Raw genomic sequence first — 25,722 nt, forward strand, 5'->3', positions numbered from 1 at the left:
TCTTTAGTGGGCCATCATGTTGTAGTTGAGGTTCCACATAATCCACAGTGAGCCTACGACAACAATCAAGATGATGAGTGCTGAGAAGACAATGGCCACCATGTTCCAGCCACCTTCTGATTTGCTGTCTAAGTGCAGGAAGTAGACCAGGTGAACCAGCACCTGAACTACCGCACACACCAGAACCACACCCAGAATAGTGCCGTGTGAAGCGCCGCCATCCATGACCATCCAGAACGGAATACCGGTCAGGATGATAGAGAGGACGAAGCCGATCATGTAAGACTTCACGCTACCGTGAGAAGCGCCATGTTCGTTAACAGAATGACTCATTACATGGCTCCCATCAGGTAGACAACGGTGAATACGCAGATCCAAACCACATCCAGGAAGTGCCAGAACAAGCTCAGGCACATGATACGGGTGCGGTTGGTTGCAGTCAGACCACGTTTAGAAATCTGGAACATCATCACTGCCATCCAGATCAGGCCAGAGGTCACGTGCAGACCGTGCGTGCCGACCAGCGTAAAGAACGCTGACAGGAAGCCGCTGCGATCGGGACCGAAGCCTTCTTTGATCAGGTGATGGAATTCATAGATTTCCATGCCGATAAAGCCAGCACCGAACAGGAAGGTCAAGGCTAACCAGCTGATGACCGAGCCCTTGTTCTGGTTGTTCATCGCGATCACTGCCATACCATAGGTAATGGAGCTGAGCAGCAGCAGCGCGGTTTCGACCAGAACGAACGGCAGTTCGAAGATGTCTTTACCTGCCGGGCCACCGGCAGTGTTATTGACCATAACTGCATAGGTCGCAAACAGGGTTGCGAAGATAATGCAGTCACTCATCAGGTAGATCCAGAAGCCAAAGACTTTATTGGCTCCTGCATCGTGATGCCCATGCTCCGCATGGGCGTCGTGGTGGTGTTTTGCAGTTTCAGTTGACATTATTTCAGACCTGCTTTGCTGATTTCGTCAAAGTGCTTCTTCTCGATCTGCTCGACTTCAGCAACCGGTACGTAGTAATCCACGTCTTCATCGAAGCTCTTCACAATCCAGGTGACGATAGTGCCCACGAAGGTGAGGCCAGCCAGCCACCAGATATGCCAGATCATGGCGAAACCGAATACAGTCATCAGAGCCGCGATAACAACAGCTGCGCCACTGTTTTTCGGCATATGAATTTCTTCATATTTTTCTGGCTGCTTGTACGCTTCGCCTTTCTCTTTCATTTCCCAGAACGCATCGCGCTCATGGATATGCGGGATAACAGCAAAGTTGTAGAACGGCGGCGGTGAAGAGGTTGCCCACTCCAGCGTACGTCCACCCCACGGGTCACCGGTCAGGTCACGGTTCTGGTCGCGGTCACGCACAGAAACGTAGAACTGGGTAACCTGGCACAGGATACCGCAAGCGATCAGCGCCGCACCGCCTGCTGCAACCACCAGCAGTGAGTGGAACTGAGGATCGATGTCCTGGCTGATACGACGCGTCATGCCCATGAAGCCCAGCGCATACAGCGGCATGAATGCCACGAAGAAGCCGATGATCCAGAACCAGAACGCGCGGATACCCCATTTTTCATTCAGCGTGAAGCCGAACGCTTTCGGGAACCAGTAGGTCACGCCAGCCATACAACCGAACACCACACCACCGATAATCACGTTATGGAAGTGCGCGATCAGGAACAGGCTGTTGTGCAGAATGAAGTCCGCGCCTGGAACCGCCAGCAGAACACCTGTCATACCACCAATAGAGAAGGTAACCAGGAAGCCGATGGTCCACAGCATCGCTGAGTGGAACTCAACGCGACCCTGATACATGGTGAACAGCCAGTTGAAGATTTTCACGCCGGTCGGGATAGCGATGATCATCGTCATGATACCGAAGAAGGCGTTTACGTTCGCGCCCGCACCCATGGTGAAGAAGTGGTGCAGCCAAACGATGAACGACAGAACGGTAATCGCGATGGTCGCCCACACCAGAGAGGTGTAACCGAACAGACGCTTTTTAGAGAAGGTAGCCGTGACTTCAGCGAAGACACCAAACACCGGCAGAACCAGGATGTACACTTCCGGGTGACCCCAAACCCAAATCAGGTTGACGTACATCATCATGTTACCGCCCATTTCATTGGTGAAGAAATGGAAGCCAAGGTAACGGTCAAGCGTCAACAGTGCCAGCGTAACGGTCAGTACCGGGAACGCAGCGATGATCAGGACGTTAGTACACAGTGATGCCCAGGTGAATACCGGCATTTTGAACAGGTCCATGCCCGGCGCACGCATCTTCAGAATGGTCACGAAGAAGTTGATACCGGTCAGTGTCGTACCGATACCGGACAGCTGGAGACTCCAGATCCAGTAATCGACCCCGACGCCAGGACTGTACTCCGCACCCGAAAGCGGCGGATAAGCCAACCAGCCGGTCTGTGCGAACTCGCCCACACCCAGAGAGATGTTCACCAGGATCACACCGATCGCGGTAAACCAGAAGCTCAGGTTGTTCAGGAACGGGAAGGCAACGTCACGAGCACCGATTTGCAGCGGTACCGCGATGTTCATCAGACCTACCACGAACGGCATCGCCACGAAGAAGATCATGATCACGCCGTGAGCGGTGAAGATCTGGTCGTAGTGGTGCGGCGGTAGTATGCCGGCTTCCCCAGCGGAAGCCATCACTTGTTGGGTACGCATCATTACCGCATCGGCAAAGCCGCGCAGCAACATGACGAAAGCCATGATGATGTACATGATACCCAGTTTTTTGTGGTCAATGGAGGTGAACCATTCTGACCACAGGTACTGCCACTTACCAAAGTAGGTAATCGCAGCAACCAGCGCCAGACCACCTAAGATGATAGCGGCGACCGTAACCACGATAATGGGTTCGTGGTATGGCACTGCATCCAGTGTTAATTTTCCGAACATCGTATTATTCCTCGGCTCCCGCGGAAGCGGCGTGACTCATGTCCATGCCTTTATGTTCTGGCATGTCCATCTTCCCGTGGCTCATCATGAACTTATCAATCACTTGCTTGAACAGTTCTGGATTTGCCGTTGAGAAATATTCCACCGGGTGATTTTCGCTTGGCGTAGCCAGTTTCTCGAAATCATCCATGGTGTTCAGCGCGTTAGGTGCCGCTTTAACTTTGGCAACCCACTGCTGGAATTCCGCATCGTCTTTAGTTGCAATGGCTTTGAACTTCATGCCAGAGAAACCACGACCACTGAAGTTCGCAGAGATACCGTCAAATGTTCCTGGCTCGTTGGCGATCAGATGCAGTTTGGTCTGCATACCGGCCATCGCATAGATTTGGCTGCCGAGAGTAGGAATAAAGAAGGAGTTCATCACGGAGTTGGAGGTGATCTTGAAGTTCACCGGAGTGTTTGCCGGGAAGGCAATCTGGTTGACGGTTGCAATACCCTGTTCCGGGTAAATGAACAGCCATTTCCAGTCCAGTGCCACAACGTCGATCTCAACCGGTTTAACGTCAGAAACCAGCGGTTTGCTCGGCTCCAGCGCGTGGGTTGATTTCCAGGTCAAAACGCCGAGGAAGATAATGATCAGGATCGGAATGGTCCAGACCACGGCTTCCACTTTGTTTGAGTGTGACCAGTTAGGGCTATATGTTGCGTTAGTATTGGTTGCCCGATATTTCCAGGCAAAGAATACTGCCATGAAGACTGCCGGGATAACTACGATCATCATCAAGCCGAAAGCTGTCAGAATCAACGAACGTTGCTCCAGTGCAATCTGTCCTTTGGGATTTAACAACGCACTATCGCAGCCACTGAGTAATACAGTGCCTGCAATTAATGACAAAATCCCCAAACTTTTATTGTATTTACTGAGTCTCATTTAACGACCTCAATGACAAAGGGCTCTATTGTCGTTTAAGTGTGCGCGCATTTTACGGGAAGGTTTATGCAGTGTAAACCAGCTTAAGGATGTGTCAGAAGGCTGTTGACACCTTTTGCTAAGGGTGTCACAGATGTTACGCAGGGTGACAAATTATTAACTGCGACAAGCAGTTGGCACCAATATAACAAAAACCAATGGTAGAAACCGCAGAAAAATCAGGGAAAGTATAAACCGTACTCTTAATACTCATTTATTTAACATTTCTGCATCATTTCGGCGATGACTTTTATACAAAGTAATTGCGCACCGGATTTAAATATTCGCTCGCAGTTGTTAATTTAATGTTTCTAATTCGCTTTAAAAAAAATGCTATTGGGAAAATGAGCAACTGATATTTTTAGCCCATTATTTCGTTATGAAATTGGCTTACTCAACCCAGATTTTCCCGCGCCGCTTTTTTTAATGCCAAACTATCCAAAATAACCCCGAGTGCGACCGCCAACAGCGCAAATGCCATGCCGGCTTCAAACAGTGGCGTAAGTAGCGCATCAATCTGCACAACGCCGCTGGCGTTAAGGGCTAAGGCCAGCAACCACAAGGCCAGCAAGCCGCAGCCGATGCTAAACAGACGCACCGTCCAGCGGTAACCTTGCGGCCACAAGCTGCGCATCACAAACTCCCCGCTTTGCTGCATGCTATGCAAAGTGCCGCGACACAGCCATAACAGCAGTAATCCCGGTACGCCAGCAAACACGGTGAAAGCATAGAAGGTCGGCCAGCCCCACATTTCAACCAGCCAACCGGCGGCGGGACCGACGTAAACGCGGCCCACGGCGGAGAGGGCAGAGAGCAGTGCGAACTGCGTCGCAGAGAAGGATTTGTTGCACAATGTCATCAGCAACGCGACAAAGGCCGCGGTGCCCATGCCGCCGCACAGGTTTTCAATGAAGACCGCGCTGGCCATGCTCCACAAGTGCGGTGGCGTTACCGCCAGCAACCAGTAAGCAAAATTCGACACCGCTTGCAGCACGCCAAAAATCATCAGGGCGCGGAACAAACTCAGGCGCTGCATCAGCACGCCGCCATACAGCGCACCAATAATGGTGGCCAACAAACCCAGCGTTTTGTTCACCAGACCGACATCGCCCGCGCTAAAGCCGACGCCGCGAATCAGGAAGGTGGTGGTGAGCGAGGCGGCAAATGCATCGCCAAGCTTGTAAAGGATAATCAGCGTGATCAGCAGCCAGGCATTATTGCGCTGGAAGAAGTCTTTCAGCGGGAATGTCACGGCCTGGCGTAGCGAGTGCGGTTCGCGCGCCGGCGCCACCGGTTCTTTCGCCAGCAACGTGGCGATCAGGCCCGGCACCATCAGCAACGCCATTAGCCAGTAAGTGGCTTGCCAGCCGAGATAGCGATCCGCAATCCACAGCGCCAGTCCGCCTGAAATCAACATCGCCAGACGATAGCCCAGCACGGTGATTGCCGCGCCGCTGCCGCGCTCCTCCGGCGGCAGCACATCGGTTTTCCAGGCATCAAACACGATATCCTGTGAAGCCGAACAGAAGGCAACCAGCACCGCCAGCGCGGCCAGCAGCGTTAAGTCACGCGAAGGCTGCATAAAGCCCATGGCAATAATGCCGCCAATCAGCGCCAACTGCGTGACCAGCAGCCAGCCGCGACGGCGGCCAAGAAACGGTGGCGTATAGCGATCCATCATCGGCGACCACAGGAACTTAAACACGTAAGCCTGACCGACAAGGGAGAAGAAACCGATGGTTTTCAGGTCAACATTCTCTACCGTCATCCACGCTTGTAATGTTCCGGCGGTTAACGCCAGCGGTAAGCCTGAGGCAAAACCCAGCAGCAGCAATACCGCCGCATTACGTTGGGTAAAAATTCGCAGATAGTGAGATGTCATAGCCAACCTGAAATGAAGCCCGGCTGAGAGTCGCCGGGCAAAATACTGCGGAAATTAGCGGGCGTTCTGCTTAATGAAGTTGTGAACGCTGGTGTCCTGCGCCATATCAGCAATCACGTCACTCAGGGTTGAGTTAACCGCGTTGGTGATCTTCGCGTTGGTGGCGGTAAACGCGCCTTCTACGCTGTAAGTCTGGCGATAGTTTTTCACCTGCTTGTTACCGTTTTTCGCGGTGGCGATGATGGAAATATCCGCCTTGGTGGTAATGCTGTAGCGCACGTTGCCTTGGGTCACATCCGCATACAGACCATTCACCACGATCTGCAGATCAACGGCACCGCTCGGGCCGATCATGTAGCCGCGTGACGTCATCTGCTTCTCTAACACTTCCTGCAGCAGGAAGCGCAGATCGCGTGATGGTGTCAGCGTGATCAACTGACCGTCGCGGTTTACTTTGGCCAGCGCCTGATCGGAACGTTGATCGGCACCGTTAACGCTGATGGTGACGCCCATCAGGCTTGGATCTTGCTGCGGTAATTGAATCTTCGGCTGAATATCCAATGTGGTGTTGTTGCTGGCACAGCCGGCCAAAATAAATGCAGCCAGCAGAGGGAATAACAGTTTTTTCAACATACTCATTCTCGTTAGCATATGGGTTGGTTTGCAAAACTGCGGCCATCATAGCATTGCGCAGCGGTGAAAAAAGCCCCGGGCCAATGGAAATTGATTGTAAAGGCTTTTTTCGGACAGGATGAAACGCCAGCCGGTTGACCTGAGAGATAAGCAAGTTACTATGCGCAGCGCTGGCGGATTTATTTACGGCCAACCTGCGAGAGCGGTGAAAAACCTACTAATATTTAAACAGATGGGCACAGCGCTCGCCGGAAAGGAGTGTTAATCATGATTCGCGAACAAATAGAAGAAAAGTTGCGTAACGCTTTCGAGCCTGCACATCTTGAAGTGCATGATGAAAGCTACCGTCATAACGTGCCCGCCGGTTCTGAAAGTCACTTTAAAGTGGTGATTGTCAGCGATCGATTTACCGGTCAGCGCTTTCTGCAACGTCATCGCGCTATTTATGGCGAACTGGCGACCGAATTAGCGGGCAGCGTACACGCGCTGGCACTGCATACTTACACGCAAAAAGAGTGGGATGGATTGCAGGATACGGTTTTGGCCTCGCCGAATTGTCGCGGCGCGGGAACGCTCGCCTGAATTCCCTTTTTACTCATCCTTAAAAACGGCCTGCGGGCCGTTTTCTTTTCATTTATTACACTCAAACGCGATCTACGGCGCAAAAAAGCAGCAAAACCGCTAAAAAGTGGTGAGTTTGCAGCCTCGACTCATTCCAGCGATGCCGCTATAATGCTGCGTCTATTTTTCCGGAATGTCTTCGGGACGCTTCTGGTGACAGGGATTTGGTTCTGCCTGCAGAGGCCGTCCCGGTTGTTGGATACGGCGCATTTTATGTGTGGTGTCTGAAGTTGACCGAGCACGTGATTTTTTGAGGTAACAAGATGACAGTTTCAGTAGAAACCACTCAGGGTCTGGGCCGTCGCATTTCGATTACTGTTGCAGCTGACAGCATCGAAAGCGCAGTAAAGAAAGAACTGGTGGAAGTGGCTAAGAAAGTCCGTATCGACGGTTTCCGTAAAGGCAAAGTGCCGGCACACATAATTTCTCAGCGTTACGGTGCTTCTGTTCGCCAGGACGTGCTGGGCGAGCTGATGACGCGCAACTTCGTTGACGCCATCATCAAAGAGAAAATCAATCCGGCTGGCGCACCAAATTATGTGCCGGGCGAATATAAAGAAGGCGAAGACTTCACCTACGCGGTTGAGTTCGAAGTGTATCCAGAAGTTGAGCTGAAAGGCCTGGATGCAATCGAAGTTGAGAAGCCAGTGGTAGAAGTGACTGACGCTGACGTTGATACCATGCTGGAAACCCTGCAGAAGCAGCAGGCGACCTGGAAAGAGAGCGATGCCGCAGCGACAGCTGAAGATCGCGCGACCATCGACTTCAGCGGTTCTGTTGACGGCGAAGAGTTTGAAGGCGGCAAAGCCTCTGACTTCGTGCTGGCAATGGGCCAGGGCCGTATGATCCCAGGCTTCGAAGAGGGCGTTGTTGGCCACAAAGCCGGCGAAACCTTCACTATCGACGTGAAATTCCCAGACGATTACCATGCAGAAAACCTGAAAGGGAAAGATGCGAAGTTCGAAATCGTGCTGAAGAAAGTTGAAACTCGCGAACTGCCAGAGCTGACTGAAGAGTTCATCAAGCGCTTTGGCGTGGAAGATGGTTCAGTTGCCGGTCTGCGTGCTGAAGTGCGTAAGAACATGGATCGCGAGCTGAAAGGTGCTATCCGTAACCGCGTCAAGACGCAGGCAATCGACGGTCTGGTTAACGCCAACGACATCGATGTTCCGGTTGCGCTGATCGACAGCGAAATTGACGTTCTGCGTCGTCAGGCTGCACAGCGTTTTGGTGGCAACGAGAAGCAAGCGCTGGAACTGCCACGCGAACTGTTCGAAGAGCAGGCTAAACGTCGCGTCGTTGTGGGTCTGCTGTTGGGCGAAGTGATTCGTATCAACGAACTGCAGGCTGACGAAGAACGCGTTAAAACGCTGATCGAAGAAATGGCTTCTGCGTACGAAGATCCGCAGGAAGTGATCGAGTTCTACAGCAAGAATAGCGAGCTGATGAACAACATGCGCAACGTGGCTCTGGAAGAGCAAGCGGTTGAAGCGGTACTGGCGAAAGCGAAAGTGACCGATAAAGCCACTAACTTCCAGGAACTGATGAACCAGACCTCTGCGGCCTGATTCATTCGTTAACCGTTAGTGCTAAGCCCGTGACTGAAAAGTCGCGGGCTTTTTCGTTTCTGGCGCCAAATACACCGATTTGCCCTCTATTTGCTTAATTAATCGGCAAATTATCCGCTAAGCTCTTTTTCCGTGTTAGCGAATGGGCAAAAGGTTGTTATGCTTGAAACAACTGGGCAGCATCCCCAGATACAGGGAGAATGCATGAAAACAGTGAGACTGACTGATTAACCGTCTTGTTACTGCGGAGTGAGACTGCAGCGCATAGTTTTCCCGGCGCGCCTCACGTAAAATCGGTACAGAATGTTGCCAATGAAATTTATCAGGAGACGGTAATGTCATACAGTGGCGATCGTGAATTTACTGCACCGCACATGGCGCTGGTGCCAATGGTGGTCGAACAAACCTCGCGCGGCGAGCGTTCTTACGACATCTACTCTCGCCTGCTCAAAGAGCGTGTGATCTTCCTGACTGGTCAGGTTGAAGATCATATGGCTAACCTGATCGTGGCGCAGATGCTGTTTCTGGAAGCTGAGAATCCTGAAAAAGACATTTATCTCTACATTAACTCGCCAGGCGGCGTGATTACTGCTGGGATGTCGATTTATGACACAATGAAGTTTATCAAGCCGGATGTCAGCACCATCTGTATGGGTCAGGCTTGTTCAATGGGTGCGTTCCTGCTGACAGCAGGCACCAAAGGTAAACGCTTCTGCCTGCCTAATTCACGTGTGATGATTCATCAGCCGTTGGGCGGCTATCAGGGCCAGGCGACGGATATCGAAATCCATGCGCGCGAAATCCTGAAAGTGAAGCAGCGCATGAATGAGCTGATGGCTGAGCACACTGGCAAATCGCTGGAAGAGATTGAACGCGACACTGAGCGCGATCGTTTCCTCTCTGCGGGCGAAGCGGTTGAGTACGGTTTGGTTGACTCAATCCTGACGCATCGCCAATAAGACACATCTGTCTGCCCCTTACGCTATAGTTAACGGGTAGCAGGCAGATGGGTTGAATGCATATCGGCCGTTGATGTACGGCCAGCGCCGTACAACAAATTTGGTCTGAGAAAGAAAAGAGGTTAGCTGATGACAGATAAGCGCAAAGACGGTTCAGGTAAGTTGCTGTACTGCTCTTTCTGCGGCAAAAGCCAGCATGAAGTCCGTAAGCTAATTGCCGGGCCGTCAGTGTACATTTGCGATGAGTGCGTTGATCTTTGCAACGACATTATTCGCGAAGAGATTAAGGAAGTTGCGCCGCATCGCGAGCGTAGCTCACTGCCGACGCCGCATGAAATCCGCCATCACCTTGATGACTATGTTATCGGTCAGGAAAGGGCAAAAAAAGTGTTGGCTGTAGCGGTATATAACCACTACAAACGCTTGCGCAATGGCGATACCAGCAACGGCATTGAACTGGGCAAAAGTAACATTTTGCTGATCGGTCCAACCGGTAGCGGTAAAACACTGTTGGCCGAAACGCTGGCGCGCTTGCTGGATGTGCCCTTCACGATGGCGGATGCCACCACGCTGACCGAAGCGGGTTATGTGGGTGAAGACGTTGAAAACATCATCCAGAAGCTGCTGCAGAAGTGTGATTACGACGTGCAGAAAGCGCAGCGCGGCATTGTCTATATTGATGAAATCGATAAGATTTCTCGTAAGTCTGACAACCCGTCGATCACCCGTGACGTCTCGGGCGAAGGCGTACAGCAAGCGCTGTTGAAACTGATTGAAGGCACCGTGGCTGCCGTACCGCCGCAGGGCGGACGTAAACATCCGCAGCAGGAGTTTTTGCAGGTTGATACCTCCAAGATTCTGTTTATCTGTGGTGGCGCATTCGCCGGTCTCGATAAGGTGATTTCCCAGCGTGTTGAAACCGGGTCCGGCATCGGCTTCGGCGCAACCGTGAAGGGCAAATCCCAGAAGGCGAGTGAAGGCGAATTGCTGTCGCAGGTTGAGCCAGAAGATTTGATCAAGTTTGGCCTGATTCCTGAGTTCATCGGTCGTTTGCCGGTTGTGGCAACGCTGAGCGAACTGAGTGAAGAAGCGCTGATTCAGATCCTGCGTGAGCCGAAGAATGCGCTGACCAAACAGTATCAGGCGCTGTTCAATCTGGAAGGCGTAGAACTGGAATTCCGCGACGAAGCCTTAACGGCAATCGCTAAAAAAGCGATGTCACGTAAAACCGGTGCGCGTGGTCTGCGTTCTATCGTTGAAGGTGCGTTACTTGAAACTATGTACGACCTGCCTTCGATGGATGACGTTGAAAAAGTGGTGATTGATGAATCAGTCATTGAAGGTCAATCCGAGCCGATGTTGATTTATGGAAAGCATGAAGCCCAGGCTTCTGGTGAATAAATAAACAATTGCACCACGTTGTTATCTTAAAAAAGGGGAAAAATCTTTCCCCTTTTGTTTTTCTCTCGCCAGTGACATTGAATGTCGTACAAGCATCCCCATATACTCAATATCCTGTGGGTTTAACTGCAAAACCTCTATTGCGCGGTACCCATCACCTGGCGGACATTAAACTAAGAGAGAGCTCTATGAATCCTGAGCGTTCTGAACGCATTGAAATCCCCGTGTTGCCGTTGCGCGACGTGGTGGTTTATCCGCACATGGTAATTCCGTTGTTTGTTGGCCGGGAAAAATCGATTCGGTGCCTCGAAGCCGCGATGGATCATGATAAAAAGATCATGCTGGTTGCACAGAAAGAGGCTTCAACGGATGAACCTGGCATTAACGATCTCTTCTCAGTAGGGACCGTCGCTTCTGTATTGCAGATGCTGAAACTTCCAGACGGCACGGTAAAAGTGCTGGTCGAAGGTTTACAGCGCGCGCACATCACCACGCTGGCTGATAATGGCGACCATTTTGTTGCCCAGGCCGAATACCTTGTCTCGCCAGAAATTGAAGAGCGCGAGCAGGAAGTGCTGGTGCGCACGGCCATCAACCAGTTCGAAGGCTACATCAAGCTCAATAAAAAAATCCCACCTGAGGTCTTAACCTCCCTCAACAGCATCGACGATGCGGCCCGTCTGGCCGATACCGTCGCAGCGCATATGCCGCTGAAACTGGCTGATAAACAGTCCGTGCTGGAGATGTCCGACGTCAATGAACGTCTGGAATATCTGATGGCGATGATGGAATCAGAAATCGATCTGCTGCAGGTTGAGAAGCGCATTCGCAACCGCGTTAAAAAGCAGATGGAAAAAAGCCAGCGTGAGTACTATCTGAATGAGCAAATGAAAGCCATTCAGAAAGAGCTGGGCGAAATGGATGATGCGCCGGATGAGTACGAGGCGCTGAAACGTAAGATTGAAGCGGCCAAAATGCCGACCGAAGCGCGTGAAAAAGCCGAAGCTGAGCTGCAGAAGCTGAAGATGATGTCGCCGATGTCTGCAGAAGCGACCGTGGTGCGTGGCTACATCGACTGGATGGTTCAGGTTCCGTGGGTGGCGCGCAGCAAGGTGAAAAAAGACCTGCGTAAAGCGCAGGAAACGCTGGATATCGACCATTACGGTCTGGAGCGCGTCAAAGATCGCATCCTTGAGTATCTTGCGGTGCAGAGTCGCGTTAGCAAAATCAAAGGCCCAATTCTGTGCCTCGTTGGACCGCCGGGCGTTGGTAAAACCTCGCTGGGACAGTCGATTGCTAAGGCCACCGGACGTAAATACGTGCGTATGGCGCTGGGTGGCGTGCGTGATGAAGCGGAAATCCGCGGACATCGTCGTACCTACATCGGTTCTATGCCTGGCAAGTTGATCCAGAAAATGGCGAAAGTGGGCGTCAAAAACCCGCTGTTCCTGCTGGATGAGATCGACAAAATGTCTTCTGACATGCGTGGCGATCCGGCTTCAGCGCTGCTTGAGGTGCTGGATCCTGAGCAGAACATCGCGTTTAACGATCACTATCTGGAAGTGGATTACGATCTCTCTGACGTTATGTTCGTGGCGACCTCAAACTCCATGAACATCCCAGCACCGTTGCTTGACCGTATGGAAGTGATTCGTCTCTCCGGTTACACCGAAGATGAAAAGCTGAACATCGCGAAGCAACATTTGCTGCCGAAGCAGATTGAACGTAATGCGCTGAAAGAGAAAGAGATCACTGTCGACGACAGCGCGATTGTTGGCATCATCCGCTACTACACGCGTGAAGCGGGCGTGCGTAGTCTGGAGCGCGAACTCTCCAAGCTGTGCCGTAAAGCAGTGAAGGCGCTGCTGATGGATAAGTCGAAAAAGCACATCGTGATCAATGGCGATAATCTCAAGGATTTCCTTGGCGTGCAGCGCTTTGATTATGGTCGCGCAGAGAGCGAAAGCCGTGTGGGTCAGGTGACCGGACTGGCGTGGACGGAAGTGGGCGGCGATCTGCTGACCATTGAAACCGCCTGCGTACCAGGTAAAGGCAAGCTGACGTACACCGGGTCGTTGGGCGAAGTGATGCAGGAATCGATTCAGGCCGCGCTGACTGTGGTGCGCGCGCGTGCAGAGAAACTGGGCATCAACGGTGATTTCTACGAGAAACGCGACATCCACGTGCACGTACCAGAAGGTGCGACGCCGAAAGATGGCCCGAGCGCCGGTATCGCTATGTGCACCGCGCTAGTGTCTTGCTTAACCGGTAACCCGGTGCGCTCTGATGTTGCAATGACCGGTGAAATCACCCTGCGTGGTCTGGTTCTGCCGATTGGTGGCCTGAAAGAGAAGTTGCTGGCGGCACACCGTGGCGGCATCAAAACCGTGCTGATCCCGGACGAAAACAAGCGCGATCTGGAGGATATTCCCCAGAACGTGATTGCCGATCTCGAGATTCATCCGGTGAAGCGTATTGAAGAAGTGCTGAACCTGGCACTGGAAAATGCGCCTTACGGCATGCAGGTTGCGACCGCAAAATAGTGATTAGCGGCATAAACCGCTAAAAAGCGAAGCTGGCAGGCAAAATGGTGCTTGCCAGCTTTTTTTTGTGCCGCTAACTTAGTGGGCTGCTGGATCAACGATTAAGATGAATACCGTTGTTTCAGCTCCACAGGCTTGATATAACTGGCTGCGCGTTCGCACCGGGCGGGAAGCACGGGTGCGATGTGAATAATAAAAGAGGGGATGAAGAGAGTGAATAAGTCACAGTTGATCGACAAAATTGCTGCAGATGCTGACATTTCTAAAGCGGCAGCGGGACGTGTTTTAGATGCATTCATGGACTCCGTTACCGAAGCTCTGAAGGGCGGTGATGAAGTAGCACTGGTTGGTTTCGGTACTTTCTCTGTACGTGAGCGTGCAGCTCGTACAGGCCGTAACCCACAAACGGGTAAAGAGCTCACCATTCCGGCTGGTAAAGTTCCGGGCTTCCGTGCTGGTAAAGCACTGAAAGATTCCGTCAATTAATGACCGCTGATACATCCATTGAAGCATTTTCTTCCGTGGATTGAGGACGCAAAAGCCGTTCTCATGTAACATACGGGCACATCATTTTTGATGTGCCTTTTTTATTCTTGATGCGCGGCGATAGCCTTTGGTTGTTGTCTCCGCATGGTTGCCAACTGCCAGCCTGAACAGCAGTTGCACGATGATGACATCGTGTTAGAGCTTTACATTCACACTACAGCGGAGTGTTGTCATACCATGATGGACAATTTACGCGCGGCGTCGAATCATGTCGTGCTCAAGATTATTCTGGGATTGATCATCCTGTCTTTCGTACTCACCGGGGTGGGCAATTACCTGATCGGTGGCGGCGGTGATTATGCTGCCAAAGTTAACGGCCACGAGATCAGCCGTGCAGAGCTGGAGCAGGGTTATAACAACGAGCGCAATCGTCAGCAGCAGATGCTGGGCGATCAGTTCTCGCAGTTAGCCAGCAACGAAGGCTACATGCAGCAGATGCGCCAGCAGGCGCTGTCGCAGTTGATCGATCAGGCGTTACTTGATCAGTACATCAAAGATCTGCACATCGGCATCAGCGATGATCAGGTGAAACAGGCGATCTTTAATCAGAAAGCTTTCCAGACCAACGGTAAATTCGACAACGCCAAATACAGCGGCCTGATCACCAGCATGGGCTTCACTGCCGATCAGTATGCCGAAGCGCTGCGCAAGCAGCTGGCGACGCAGCAGCTGATTAACGCAATTGCTAACACCGATTTCATGCTAAAAGGCGAAACCAGCAAGCTGGTGGATCTGGTGTCTCAGCAGCGTGAAGTGCGTCAGGCGGTGATTGATGTCAACGCGCTGGCGGCTAAGCAGACGGTCAGCGACGACGAAGTCAGCCAATATTACCAGCAGCATCAGAATAGCTTCATGGCGCCTGAACAGTTCCGCGTGAGCTACATCAAAATGGATGCCGCTAGCATGCAGGAAACGGCCAGCGAAGCGGACATTCAGAGCTGGTACGATCAACATAAAGCGGATTATTCACAGCCACAGCGTAATCGCTACAGCGTAATCCAGACCAGGACGGAAGCTGACGCTAACGCCGTGGTTGACGCGCTGAAGAAAGGCGAAGATTTCGCTGCGCTGGCAAAAAGCAAATCCATCGACCCAATCTCAGCCCGCAAAGGCGGTGACATGGGTTGGCTGGAGCCGAGCACTACGCCAGACGAGCTGAAAAACGCCAATCTGACGCAGAAAGGCCAGCTTTCCGGCGCTATCAAATCGTCGGTTGGCTTCCTGGTGGTGCGTCTGGATGATATCCAGCCGGAGCAGGTTAAGCCGCTGGCCGATGTTCATGACATCGTTGCCGATAAAGTAAAACAAGAGAAAGCGGTTGATGCCTTCTACAAAATTCAGCAGAAAGTCAGCGAAGCAGCCAGCAACGACAACGAATCGTTGGCGGGCGCCGCGCAGGCTTCCGGCTTGAAAGTGGTAGAAACCAACTGGATCACCCGCGATAACCTGCCAGACGAGTTGAATTTCGATCAGGTTAAACAAGCGATCTTCAACGGTGGTCTGGTAGGCCAGAATGGTGCGCCGGGTAACAACTCCGACATCATCTCTGTGGATGGCGATCGTGCCTTTGTACTGCGTATCAGCGAGCACAAACCGGAAGCGGTGAAGCCGCTGGATCAGGTAAAAGCACAGATCGTAGACTCGCTGAAGCATGATAAAGCGACGCAGCAGGCGAAAGCACAAGCAGATAAGCTGCTGGCCGATTTGAAAGCCGGTAAAGCGGATGCACTGAAGGCTGCAGGCCTGACGCTCAGCGCCAGCAAATCGTTCGATCGCAACGCGCAGGATCCTGTTGCTCAGTCGGCCTTCAATCTGCCACAACCTGCCGACAATAAACCGTCGTGGGGCGTGAGCGAAGATATGCAGGGCAATGTGGTGCTGATCGCGCTGGATAAAGTCAGCGCGGGCAACATGCCGCAGGCGCAGATCGATGAGATGGTAAAAGGCGTAACGCAGAATAACGCGCAAATCGCCTTTGAAGCGCTGCTGGAAAACCTGCGTAAAGAGGCGAAGATTAAGTACGGCGCCGCAGCACAAAACCAGTAAGCCTCACAAAAAAAGTTAAATCACTGCAATACCCGAAAGGCCGCTTATGCGGCCTTTTCCATTTCTGTAATTGCCCTTTTGAGCGTTGAATTGAGCTGTGACACCCTGCTGTTGCTGTCAAACACAAGGAGAAACACAGCATGGTTAAATCAACGTTTCAAGCCCTATGCATTACGCTGGCGCTGGGCGGCGCAGTTTATACCACCGGACTGGCGGCTGCCGAAAGTCCCAGTGAAACGCAGGCGACGCAAGTCTCCACGCCACAGGAAGGCCAGGTTAGCATCAATTCAGCCACCGCCGAACAACTGGCGGCTGGTATGAACGGTATCGGGCTGAAGAAGGCGCAGGCGATTGTCAGTTATCGCGAACAATACGGGCCCTTTACCGCCATTGAACAGCTCAAGGAGGTGCCGGGCATTGGTAGCGCCCTGATTGAGCGCAACAGCGCCCGGCTTAAACTGTGAAGCGTCTCGCGACTTTGAAGGATTGAAAAAGCCCGGATTCAGGCTGTGCTATGCTCAACAGGTCTTACCAGTTGTCATTCTCAGCCTGAACAAGGAGCAACAATGCAAACCACAATTAAAGTGCGCGGTTATCATCTGGATGTTTATCAGCACGTGAATAACGCGCGCTATCTGGAATTTCTGGAAGAGGCGCGCTGGCAGTGGCTGGAGGATGTCGATGCGTTTCATTGGCTGATGGAGCAGCAACTGGCGTTTGTGGTGGTGAATATCAACATCAACTATCGTCGTCCGGCGGTATTGGGCGACGTATTGAATATTGAAAGTGAAGTGTCACAGCTCAGCGGTAAAAGTGGCATCATTGCGCAGCGTGTCTTGCTGGCCAGTGATAATTCGGTTGTGGCCGATGCCGCGCTGACCTTTGTCTGTATCGATTTGCGCACGCAAAAAGCGGTGCCGATGGAAGGGGAGTTGCGCGAGCGTCTGGCGTCATTGATGGTGGAAAATGAATAACTGGCGCCGATGACGCCAGTTTACCCTGCGGCCTGAATCAGTTGAGGCCGCTTTTTTGTTTCATCGCTGCCATCACCGCCGGCGCGTTCGCCTGATAATCTGCCAGGCCACGAGCGCGTAAATGGCAGGCCGCGCATTCGCCACAGCCATCACCTTTTACGCCGTTGTAGCAGGTAAGCGTTTCAGCGCGCACCAGCGGCAGTTGCTGCCAGTAATCGGCCAGCGCCCAGGTTTCCGCTTTATTCAGCCACATCAGCGGCGTCTCAAAGCGAATATTGCGCGCCATGCCGAGGCTGACGGCGTTATTCAGTGCTTTAACAAACTCATCACGGCAATCCGGGTAGCCGGAGAAATCGGTTTCGCACACGCCGGTGATCACCGCTTCGGCTTCGACCTGATAGGCATAAATCGATGCCAGCGTCAGGAACAGGATATTGCGGCCCGGTACAAAGGTACTCGGCAAACCGCTGGCATTGGGATCATAGGTTGGCACCGGAATGTTGTCGCGCGTCAGGCTGCTGACGGCTAACTCGTTGAGCAGCGTAACGTCCAGCACTTTGTGCGCGCGCGCGCCCAGCTTGTGCGACAGCTCAGCCGCAACCTCGATCTCTTCACGATGGCGTTGGCCGTAATCAAAAGTAACGCAATGCACTTCATCATAGTGTTGCAGCGCCTGAATTAAACAGGTGGTGGAGTCTTGTCCGCCACTGAATACCACAACGGCTCGTTTCATTTTTTCTTCCCCAAAAATCAGTGCGCTTATGGTACTGGCTCGGACGCAGGCTGAACAGCGCTAGCTGTGGTTGGCGGCGGAATCCAGGCGCGGGTGAAATCAAACCATCCCAAACTATTAAGCTGGATGCCCTCCACGCCGGGCGGCGCAAAAACCTGATAGCGATAGTTAAACAGCGGCAGTAAGTGGCCATCGCACATCAGCTGCTGAAACAGTTGCTGAGTCAATTCACCGCGCTGCAATGCATCAGGTTGTTGGGCAATCGCGCTCAGTGGCGTTTGCAGAACCTGTTCGCGCAGCGGCTGCCAGACCGGATCGTTCTCCAGCCAGTTCACCAGCGTAAACAGCGGTGCATCGCCAATCAGTCGATCGCCCATCACCACATCGGCCTCACTGAGATCGCTATCGTCTCGCCAGCTTTTTACGTCATGGAAGATGCAGGTGAGGGCGCAGCCGTGTTGCGCCAGCAGTGGAATTAACGCCTGCGCCATCACATGCAGTTCGACCGGCAAGTGGTAATGCAGCGTTAATGTGGGCGGCAGTGCAATCGTCTCTCTTTCGGCGCGCGGTACCGGCCAGCCAGGCAGCAGCTCATGGCTCGGTGTGATTAAACCCTCATCCAGCGGCAGTTGCTGAATCACACCGCTGCGCTGAATCAGGGCAATCAGCGATTGGGCCTGTTCGGCACTGAAGTTCGCCGAGATGCGTGGCGCCAGATAGCAAAATCCCAGGCTGATACTGCGATCAACCGGACGTAGCGAGCCGAGTTCATCAGGATCGCCAATGGCGATTTGCACCGGATGGCTGCAACTGGTGCCGAGATCACGATCAAACAGCTGCGGTGTGATCCAGTATTCCATCCGCTGGATCAGCGGACGCTGCAAATGCCAGCGCGCATGGCTCTCCAGACGCACCATCTCAGCGGTGAAATGCGTGAGTTTCCACGGCCCGCTACCGATATCGGCGAATTCAGGATGCGGTAACAGACAGAACTGGTGCGCCAGCCGCTGCGGCAGCCAATAATCGCTTTCGCGCAGTTGAATATGTATCGCTAGCGGATGCGGCGCTTCAATCTGTTCAATCGCCGCCAGCAGCCGCGAACCGCGTGGCGAATGCCTGATCTGTTGCAGCTGCTCAACCAACTGTGCCGCCTGCACCGGTTCATCGTTGTGCCAGCTGAGCTGTGGGCGCAGCCAGAAATACCAGTCACGGCCGCTGGCATCATGCTGCCAATGGTGAGCGAGATCGCCTTCAACATCGTTATCGCGAAAGCGCGTTAACCCGGAGAAAACCTGGCGCGCCAGATGTTGCTCGGCGCGTCCGGTCAGCTGCAGCGGACGCAACGGCTCCATCGCGCGGTAGTAAGGAATGCGCAGCACCGGCGATTGCTTCTGCCACTGACCGCCCATCAGTGGTCGCAGCAATTTTACTAATCGCTCGGGATGCAGATCGAGCACCTGCAGCGCCTGTACCGCCTCGCCGGCGTCGAGTTGCTGCGTTAACAACTGCTGGCGCAGCTGTTCCGGCGACACCAGGAAAGTCAGCTCACCCTGTTTGCCACGCCCGGATTCACCGCGCCACTGCAGCCAGCCGGCATCCTGCCACTGACGCAGCAGCGTGCGCAGATGGCGCTCGCTGCAAAAGCAGTGTTGCGCCATCGCAGCGACGCTAAGGCGTTGCGTTTCGCCGTGGCTGAGTTGCCACAGGCGCTGAAATTGATTGACCCGATGAAGTTCACGCATAGTTAAACCCGGAACAGTTTTTAAAAAGTATTCACTATTAGTTCCGTAATTACCAGACGATAGTAGTTGCCTCACTCAGACAGGAGAATTCGCATGGCTCGCCTCGCGGCATTTGATATGGACGGCACGCTGTTGCTGCCTTCGCACCGGTTAGGTAATGAAACGCTGGCAAGCCTGCATGCGTTGCATCAGCGCGGCGTCACGTTGGCGTTTGCCACCGGGCGTCATCTCATGGATATGCAGCGAGTACGTGAACAAATCACCTTGCCTGCGTGGCTGATTACCGGTAACGGCACGCGCATTCACGATCTTGAAGGCAACCCACTTTACGGCTGCGATTTATCGCCATCGGTGGCGGAAGAGGTGATTCATACGCATTGGCAAACGCCGGCCTCGATTCATGTTTTCAACGATGAGGGCTGGTTTACCGATAAGCCGCTGCTCGGCGCGCTGGAAGCGCATGCGATGAGTGGCTTCCATTATCAGCTGCGCGATTTGCGTCAGATGTCGGCGCATGAAGTCACGAAAATCTGTTTTATTGCGCCACATGAAATGTTGCAGGCGTTAAAAAGCGAATTGCAGGCCGCGTTGGGCGAGCGGGCCAACATTTGCTTCTCTGCGTGGGATTGTCTGGAGGTGTTGCCGGTCGATTGCCATAAAGGCGCGGCGTTGGGGCGTTTGTGCCAGCATCTTTCGCTGTCGCTGGCGGATTGTATGGCGTTTGGCGATGCCATGAACGATCGCGAAATGCTGGAACGTGTTGGCAGCGGTTTTATTATGGGCAACGCCATGCATCAATTGAAAGCGTCGTTGCCCCATTTACCGATTATCGGACATTGCGAGACACAGGCAGTTTCTCACTACCTTAATCACTGGATGACCACACCACACCTCGATTATTCCCCCGAATGCTGAGGCTTACAGTGAACCGGACAGGACGTCCGGTTTTTTATTGTAGCTCACGCACCCACGGCGCAATGTCGCCGATATTCTGCTTCACCCACTGCGCATTGTAATAGGTGTCGGGATAGCGCTCACCGCTGTCACACAGCAACGTCACCAAAGAACCCTGCTCGCCGTTGTCCCGCATGCGTTTTGCCAACTGCATCATGCCCCAGAAGTTGGTGCCGGTTGAGGCGCCAGGGCGACGTCCCAGCACCTTTTCCAGCTGCAGCATCGCGGCGATAGTCGCGCCATCCGGCACTTTCATCATCTCGTCAATCACGTCGGGTAAAAACGACGGTTCCACGCGCGGACGACCAATGCCTTCAATCAGGCTGCCGCGTTCGCTGCGCAGCGTTTTGTCGCGGCTCTGCCAGTAATCAAAGAACACTGAATGCTGCGGATCGACCACCAGCAGGCGCGTGTCATGGCCCTGATAGCGGATATAGCGGCCCAGAGTTGCTGAGGTGCCGCCGGTACCGGCGCTCATGATCACCGTATGCGGCACCGGGAAGGGTTCGTGTGACATCTGGCGGAAAATGCTTTCGGCGATGTTGTTGTTGCCGCGCCAGTCGGTGGCGCGCTCGGCATAGGTGAACTGGTCCATAAAGTGGCCATTCAGTTCACGCGCTAAACGCTCGGATTCGCTGTACAGCTGGCAGGGATCGGCGACGAAATGGCACTCGCCACCGTAAAAACCAATCATCTCGATTTTGCGTTTCGCGGTGCTGGCGGGCATCACAGCGATAAAGGGCAAACCGAGCAAACGCGCGAAGTAAGCTTCCGATACCGCAGTACTGCCGGATGAGGCTTCAATGATCGGCGTATTTTCGTGGATCCAGCCATTCGCCAGGCCATAGAGAAACAGGGAACGCGCCAAACGGTGTTTTAAGCTGCCGCTGGGATGGGTGCTTTCATCCTTAAGATAGAAGTGAATGCCGGGATAATCATCCAGCTTAAAGCGGATCAGATGCGTATCCGCGGAGCGCTGAAAATCGGCGTTAATTTCATTGATGGCGTGGCGAACCCAGGGCGTTTGCATGTGGCATTTCCGTAATCATTATTGCGCACAGTGTAAGGCACTGGCAGGAAAAAGAGGTTGCTTTAATCACGGTATAATGGTGCGCTTAGAGAAAATTTTTCTCCGGGAGTGGCAAATGTTAGATAAAACTGACCGCACTTTGCTGGCAATGCTGCAGCAGGATTGCACATTGTCGCTGCAGACGTTGGCCGATGCGGTGAACCTCACCACCACGCCGTGCTGGAAACGCCTGAAAAAACTGGAAGATGATGGCATTATTCGTGCGCGCGTGGCGCTGGTGGACGGCGAAAAAATCGGTCTGTCGCTCACCGCTTTTATGTTTGTCAAAACTCAGCAGCACAGCAGCGAGTGGTTTAAGCAATTTGTCGCCGTGGTGCAGCAAATGCCGGAAGTGATGGCGTTTTATCGCATGGCGGGCGAGTACGATTATTTGCTGCGCATTCAGGTCGCGGACATGAAGAGTTACGACAGCTTTTATAAGCGCCTGGTGAACGGCGTACCGGGACTGATGGATGTGACCTCCAGTTTTGCCATGGAAGAGATTAAATACACCACCGCCTTGCCGGTAGCGCCCTAACGGGCACAGAAAGAGACACGCTTGTGCAATTATTCAGCCAGTTAAGTTGGTATTTCCTGCGCGAGTGGCGGCGATATCTGGGCGCCGTCAGCTTGCTGATCGTTATTGCCTTACTGCAATTGCTGCCACCGCACGTGGTTGGCGTGATTGTCGACGGCGTCACCCAGCATAATTTAAGCGCCGGGCAGATCTTAATGTGGATCGGCGTGATGCTGGTGACGGCGGTGATCGTCTATCTGTTGCGCTACGTCTGGCGCGTGCTGTTGTTCGGCGCATCCTATCAATTAGCCGTTGAGCTACGTGAAGATTTTTATCGCCAGCTCAGCCGCCAGCATCCGGCATTTTATCTGCGCCATCGCACTGGCGATCTGATCGCCCGCGCCACCAATGATGTGGATCGCGTGGTGTTTGCCGCCGGTGAAGGCGTGCTGACGCTGGTGGATTCGCTGGTGATGGGATTGGTGGTGCTGATTGTGATGAGCACCCAAATCAGCTGGCAACTGACGTTACTGGCGCTGATCCCGATGCCAATTATGGCTTTCGCCATCCAGAAAGACGGTGCCCGCTTGCATCAACGTTTTAAAGTGGCGCAGGCGGCGTTTTCAAGCCTGAACGATCAAACCCAGGAAAGCCTGACCAGCATCCGTATGATCAAAGCATTTGGCCTCGAAGATCACCAGTCGCAGCAGTTTGCCGGCATCGCTGCTGATACCGGCAAGAAAAACCTGCATGTGGCGCGCGTGGATGCGCGATTCGATCCGATCATTTATATCGCCGTCGGCTTCTCTAACCTGCTGGCAATTGCCGGTGGCGGCTGGATGGTGTGGAACGGCAGTTTGACGCTTGGGCAGCTCACCAGCTTTGTGATGTACCTCGGTCTGATGATTTGGCCCATGCTGGCGCTGGCGTGGATGATCAACATCGTTGAGCGCGGCAGTGCGGCGTGGAGCCGTATCCGTTCATTGCTGGCGGAAGCGCCAGCGGTTGAAGATGGTCAGAAGGTTTTACCGCCTGAGCCTGGCATCCTGCAGGTCGCTATTCGTGAGTTCCGCTATCCGGCCAGCTCTGGCCCGGTGCTGAGCCATCTTAATTTCCAGTTAAAACCGGGCCAAATGCTGGGATTATGTGGGCCAACCGGATGCGGCAAGAGCACGCTCCTAAGCTTGATTCAGCGCCACTTCGACATCGATCAGGGCGATATTCGCTACCACAATACACCGCTGCCGCAGTTGCGGCTCGATAGCTGGCGCAGCCGGCTGGCGGTCGTCAGCCAGACGCCTTTCCTGTTCTCTGACACCATTGCCGCCAATCTGGCGCTGGGTCGCCCGAATGCGACGCAGCAAGAGCTGGAGCGCGTGGCAACCATGGCCTGCGTGCACGATGATATTCTGCGCCTGCCACAAGGTTATGAGACCGAAGTGGGCGAACGTGGCGTGATGTTATCGGGCGGACAGAAGCAGCGCATCGCGATTGCACGCGCGCTGCTGCTGAATGCCGAAATCCTGATTCTGGATGATGCGCTGTCGGCGGTTGATGGCCGCACTGAACATGACATCCTGCATAACCTGCGTCAGTGGGGCAAAGGGCGCACCTTGATTATCAGCGCGCATCGTCTGTCGGCGCTTACCGAGGCCAGCGAAATTCTGGTGCTGCAGCACGGCGCCGTGACGCAGCGTGGCGATCATGACACCCTGGCGGCCAAAGAAGGCTGGTATCGCGATATGTACCGTTATCAGCAGCTGGAAGCCGCACTGGATGACGATGAAGTGGCAGAAGGAGCAAGCCGTGGCTAAATCACAACGTTTATGGCCGACGCTGAAACGACTGCTGGCGTATGGCAAACCGTGGCGTAAATCGCTGTGGCTGGCGGTCGGCATGCTGTGGATTGCGGCGGCAGCCGAAGTCACCGGACCGGTGCTGGTAAGCTACTTCATCGATAATCTGGTGGCGAAACATCAGATGCCGTGGGGCATCGTCGCGGGGCTGCTGGTGGGCTTTGTCCTGCTGCAATTGCTGGCCGCCGGTTTGCACTATTTTCAGGCGTTGCTGTTTAACCGCGCGGCGATTGGCGTGGTGCAGCAATTGCGCGTGGACGTGATGAACGCGGCGTTGCGCCAGCCGCTCGGCGCCTTCGATACGCAGCCGGTCGGCCAAATCATCTCGCGCGTCACCAACGACACCGAAGTGATCAAAGATCTCTACGTTACCGTGGTGGCCACAGTGTTGCGGGCTGCCGCGTTGATTGGCGCGATGCTGGTGGCGATGTTCTCCCTTGACTGGCGCATGGCGTTGGTAGCGATCGTGATTTTCCCGCTGGTGCTGACGGTGATGCTGATTTATCAGCGCTTTAGCACGCCGATTGCGCGTCGCGTGCGCAGCTATTTGGCGGACATCAACAACGGCTTCAATGAAGTGATCAACGGCATGAGCGTGATCCAGCAGTTCCGCCAGCAGGCGCGCTTTGGTGAACGCATGGGCGAAGCCAGCCGTTCACACTATCTGGCACGTATGGAAACGCTGCGGCTGGATGGCTTTTTGTTGCGCCCGTTGTTGAGTCTGTTTTCGGCCATGATTCTGTGCGGTTTGCTGATGCTGTTCAGCTTCGCCACGCCGGGCGTGTTTGAAGTCGGTGTGCTGTATGCCTTTATTACCTATCTTGGCCGCCTCAATGAACCGCTGATTGAACTCACCACGCAGCAGTCGATGCTGCAACAGGCGGTGGTGTCCGGCGAGCGTATCTTTGAACTGATGGATGCAGAACAGCAAGGTTACGGCAGCGATAGTCTGCCGCTGGCCTCCGGCAGCATCTCGCTGCGGGATGTGAGCTTTGCCTATCGCGATAATCGCGATGTGCTCAGCCACATCAATCTCGAAGTGCCGGCGCGTCATTTTGTTGCGCTGGTGGGGCACACCGGCAGCGGGAAAAGTACGCTGGCGAATCTGCTGATGGGCTATTACCCGGTGACGCGCGGCAGTATCGAACTGGATGGTCGCCCGCTGCCGCAGCTGTCGCACGCCGCTTTACGTCAAAGCGTTGCGATGGTGCAACAGGATCCGGTGGTGCTGGCGGATTCGCTGCTGGCCAACGTGCGTTTGGGGCGCGATATCCCGGAAGATAAGGTGTGGCAGGCGCTGGAGACGGTGCAGCTGGCACCGCTGGCGCGCAGCATGGCGGACGGCATCCATACGCGTTTAGGCGAGCAGGGCAATAATCTGTCGGTTGGGCAGAAACAGCTGCTGGCGCTGGCGCGCGTGCTGGTGTCATTGCCGCAAATCCTGATCCTCGACGAAGCCACGGCCAATATCGATTCCGGCACGGAACAGGCGATTCAGCAGGCGTTACGTGCACTACGCCAGCACAGCACGTTGGTGGTGATTGCGCATCGCCTTTCCACCATTACCGAAGCCGATCAGATTTTAGTGCTGCATCGCGGTCAGGTGGTTGAACGCGGTACGCATGCTGAGCTGCTGGCCGAGCAGGGCCGTTACTGGCAGATGTATCAGCTGCAGCAGGCCGGCGATGAACTCGCGGCGGGCATCCCCGTACAAACCGAAGGGTGAATTGCACCTTTTTTGCACAGTTTTATCGGAATGTTCTGTATTGATGCACTTCT

At 53.8% G+C, this 25,722-nt stretch carries 22 protein-coding genes; 13 read left to right on the top strand and 9 right to left on the bottom strand.

The features are described 5' to 3' along the window. Window positions 1-3: 3 nt before the first annotated feature. The 6 genes from P6287_RS04900 to P6287_RS04925 form a co-directional block, all read right to left on the bottom strand. Window positions 4-333 carry a cytochrome o ubiquinol oxidase subunit IV gene (locus tag P6287_RS04900; RefSeq protein WP_007886986.1) on the bottom strand — a complete coding sequence of 110 codons (330 nt, stop codon included), beginning with the start codon at window positions 331-333 and terminating at the stop codon, window positions 4-6. After that, on the bottom strand, window positions 333-947 hold the full coding sequence (locus P6287_RS04905) for a cytochrome o ubiquinol oxidase subunit III (protein ID WP_007886985.1): 615 nt from the start codon (window positions 945-947) through the stop codon (window positions 333-335). The genes P6287_RS04900 and P6287_RS04905 overlap by 1 nt, the downstream gene beginning before the upstream one ends. After that, on the bottom strand, window positions 947-2,929 hold the full coding sequence (cyoB, locus tag P6287_RS04910; RefSeq protein WP_192236708.1) for a cytochrome o ubiquinol oxidase subunit I: 1,983 nt from the start codon (window positions 2,927-2,929) through the stop codon (window positions 947-949). The genes P6287_RS04905 and cyoB overlap by 1 nt, the downstream gene beginning before the upstream one ends. A gap of 4 nt (window positions 2,930-2,933) precedes the next feature. Continuing rightward, entirely contained in the window at window positions 2,934-3,860 is a 927-nt protein-coding gene (gene cyoA, locus P6287_RS04915; RefSeq protein ID WP_210081238.1) for a cytochrome o ubiquinol oxidase subunit II, read from the bottom strand. Between the two features lie 433 nt (window positions 3,861-4,293). Then, a complete protein-coding gene (gene ampG, locus P6287_RS04920) occupies window positions 4,294-5,781 on the bottom strand; it encodes a muropeptide MFS transporter AmpG (protein WP_277974594.1) in 1,488 nt (495 codons plus the stop codon). A gap of 54 nt (window positions 5,782-5,835) precedes the next feature. After that, window positions 5,836-6,414 carry a lipoprotein gene (locus tag P6287_RS04925; protein ID WP_007886975.1) on the bottom strand — a complete coding sequence of 193 codons (579 nt, stop codon included), beginning with the start codon at window positions 6,412-6,414 and terminating at the stop codon, window positions 5,836-5,838. A gap of 267 nt (window positions 6,415-6,681) precedes the next feature. On the opposite strand from P6287_RS04925, the gene bolA reads away from it, so the two are divergent. From bolA to P6287_RS04970, 9 genes are all read left to right on the top strand, one after another. Beyond that, window positions 6,682-6,996: a transcriptional regulator BolA gene (gene bolA / locus P6287_RS04930; RefSeq protein WP_008103937.1), complete on the top strand. Its 315-nt coding sequence runs from the start codon at window positions 6,682-6,684 to the stop codon at window positions 6,994-6,996. Window positions 6,997-7,298: 302 nt separating this feature from the next. Further along, window positions 7,299-8,603, top strand: coding sequence for a trigger factor (gene tig / locus P6287_RS04935; RefSeq protein ID WP_101762423.1), 1,305 nt, complete (start codon window positions 7,299-7,301; stop codon window positions 8,601-8,603). Window positions 8,604-8,938: 335 nt separating this feature from the next. Continuing rightward, on the top strand, window positions 8,939-9,562 hold the full coding sequence (gene clpP / locus P6287_RS04940; protein ID WP_007886971.1) for an ATP-dependent Clp endopeptidase proteolytic subunit ClpP: 624 nt from the start codon (window positions 8,939-8,941) through the stop codon (window positions 9,560-9,562). Window positions 9,563-9,691: 129 nt separating this feature from the next. Beyond that, window positions 9,692-10,963: an ATP-dependent protease ATP-binding subunit ClpX gene (clpX, locus tag P6287_RS04945; protein ID WP_008103932.1), complete on the top strand. Its 1,272-nt coding sequence runs from the start codon at window positions 9,692-9,694 to the stop codon at window positions 10,961-10,963. A 188-nt stretch (window positions 10,964-11,151) separates the two neighbouring features. After that, entirely contained in the window at window positions 11,152-13,506 is a 2,355-nt protein-coding gene (gene lon, locus P6287_RS04950; RefSeq protein ID WP_101762422.1) for an endopeptidase La, read from the top strand. Window positions 13,507-13,719: 213 nt separating this feature from the next. Further along, on the top strand, window positions 13,720-13,992 hold the full coding sequence (gene hupB, locus P6287_RS04955) for a nucleoid-associated protein HU-beta (RefSeq protein ID WP_036648244.1): 273 nt from the start codon (window positions 13,720-13,722) through the stop codon (window positions 13,990-13,992). A gap of 237 nt (window positions 13,993-14,229) precedes the next feature. Further along, window positions 14,230-16,098, top strand: a complete 1,869-nt coding sequence (gene ppiD / locus P6287_RS04960) for a peptidylprolyl isomerase (RefSeq protein ID WP_110867834.1) — start codon at window positions 14,230-14,232, stop codon at window positions 16,096-16,098. A 140-nt stretch (window positions 16,099-16,238) separates the two neighbouring features. Beyond that, window positions 16,239-16,562 (top strand): ComEA family DNA-binding protein, encoded by a 324-nt coding sequence (locus P6287_RS04965; RefSeq protein ID WP_101762421.1) that lies wholly within the window; start codon window positions 16,239-16,241, stop codon window positions 16,560-16,562. Between the two features lie 102 nt (window positions 16,563-16,664). Then, window positions 16,665-17,072: a YbgC/FadM family acyl-CoA thioesterase gene (locus P6287_RS04970; protein ID WP_137385275.1), complete on the top strand. Its 408-nt coding sequence runs from the start codon at window positions 16,665-16,667 to the stop codon at window positions 17,070-17,072. A gap of 37 nt (window positions 17,073-17,109) precedes the next feature. Here the strand turns inward: P6287_RS04970 and queC are convergent, their stop codons facing one another. Together queC and P6287_RS04980 are read right to left on the bottom strand one after the other, a co-directional pair. After that, window positions 17,110-17,805, bottom strand: a complete 696-nt coding sequence (gene queC / locus P6287_RS04975; RefSeq protein WP_101762419.1) for a 7-cyano-7-deazaguanine synthase QueC — start codon at window positions 17,803-17,805, stop codon at window positions 17,110-17,112. Window positions 17,806-17,831: 26 nt separating this feature from the next. After that, a complete protein-coding gene (locus P6287_RS04980) occupies window positions 17,832-19,547 on the bottom strand; it encodes an SgrR family transcriptional regulator (RefSeq protein ID WP_277974595.1) in 1,716 nt (571 codons plus the stop codon). Between the two features lie 93 nt (window positions 19,548-19,640). On the opposite strand from P6287_RS04980, the gene cof reads away from it, so the two are divergent. Beyond that, the gene (gene cof, locus P6287_RS04985) at window positions 19,641-20,462 is read left to right on the top strand and encodes an HMP-PP phosphatase (RefSeq protein ID WP_210081232.1); all 822 of its coding nucleotides are present in this window, start codon (window positions 19,641-19,643) and stop codon (window positions 20,460-20,462) included. Between the two features lie 34 nt (window positions 20,463-20,496). Here cof and P6287_RS04990 read toward each other — a convergent pair whose 3' ends face one another. Next, entirely contained in the window at window positions 20,497-21,531 is a 1,035-nt protein-coding gene (locus P6287_RS04990) for a PLP-dependent cysteine synthase family protein (RefSeq protein WP_277974596.1), read from the bottom strand. Window positions 21,532-21,646: 115 nt separating this feature from the next. Between P6287_RS04990 and P6287_RS04995 the strand changes: the two genes are divergently transcribed. The 3 genes from P6287_RS04995 to P6287_RS05005 are packed head-to-tail and all read left to right on the top strand — an operon-like array spanning window position 21,647 to window position 25,669. After that, the gene (locus P6287_RS04995; RefSeq protein ID WP_008103913.1) at window positions 21,647-22,108 is read left to right on the top strand and encodes an Lrp/AsnC family transcriptional regulator; all 462 of its coding nucleotides are present in this window, start codon (window positions 21,647-21,649) and stop codon (window positions 22,106-22,108) included. A 23-nt stretch (window positions 22,109-22,131) separates the two neighbouring features. Continuing rightward, window positions 22,132-23,901 carry a SmdA family multidrug ABC transporter permease/ATP-binding protein gene (locus P6287_RS05000; protein WP_277974597.1) on the top strand — a complete coding sequence of 590 codons (1,770 nt, stop codon included), beginning with the start codon at window positions 22,132-22,134 and terminating at the stop codon, window positions 23,899-23,901. Then, entirely contained in the window at window positions 23,894-25,669 is a 1,776-nt protein-coding gene (locus tag P6287_RS05005; RefSeq protein WP_277974598.1) for a SmdB family multidrug efflux ABC transporter permease/ATP-binding protein, read from the top strand. Before P6287_RS05000 ends, P6287_RS05005 begins: the two co-directional genes overlap by 8 nt. Window positions 25,670-25,722: the final 53 nt, after the last annotated feature.

Source organism: Pantoea sp. X85 (genome assembly GCF_029623675.1).
Classification (GTDB): Bacteria; Pseudomonadota; Gammaproteobacteria; order Enterobacterales; family Enterobacteriaceae; genus Pantoea; species Pantoea leporis.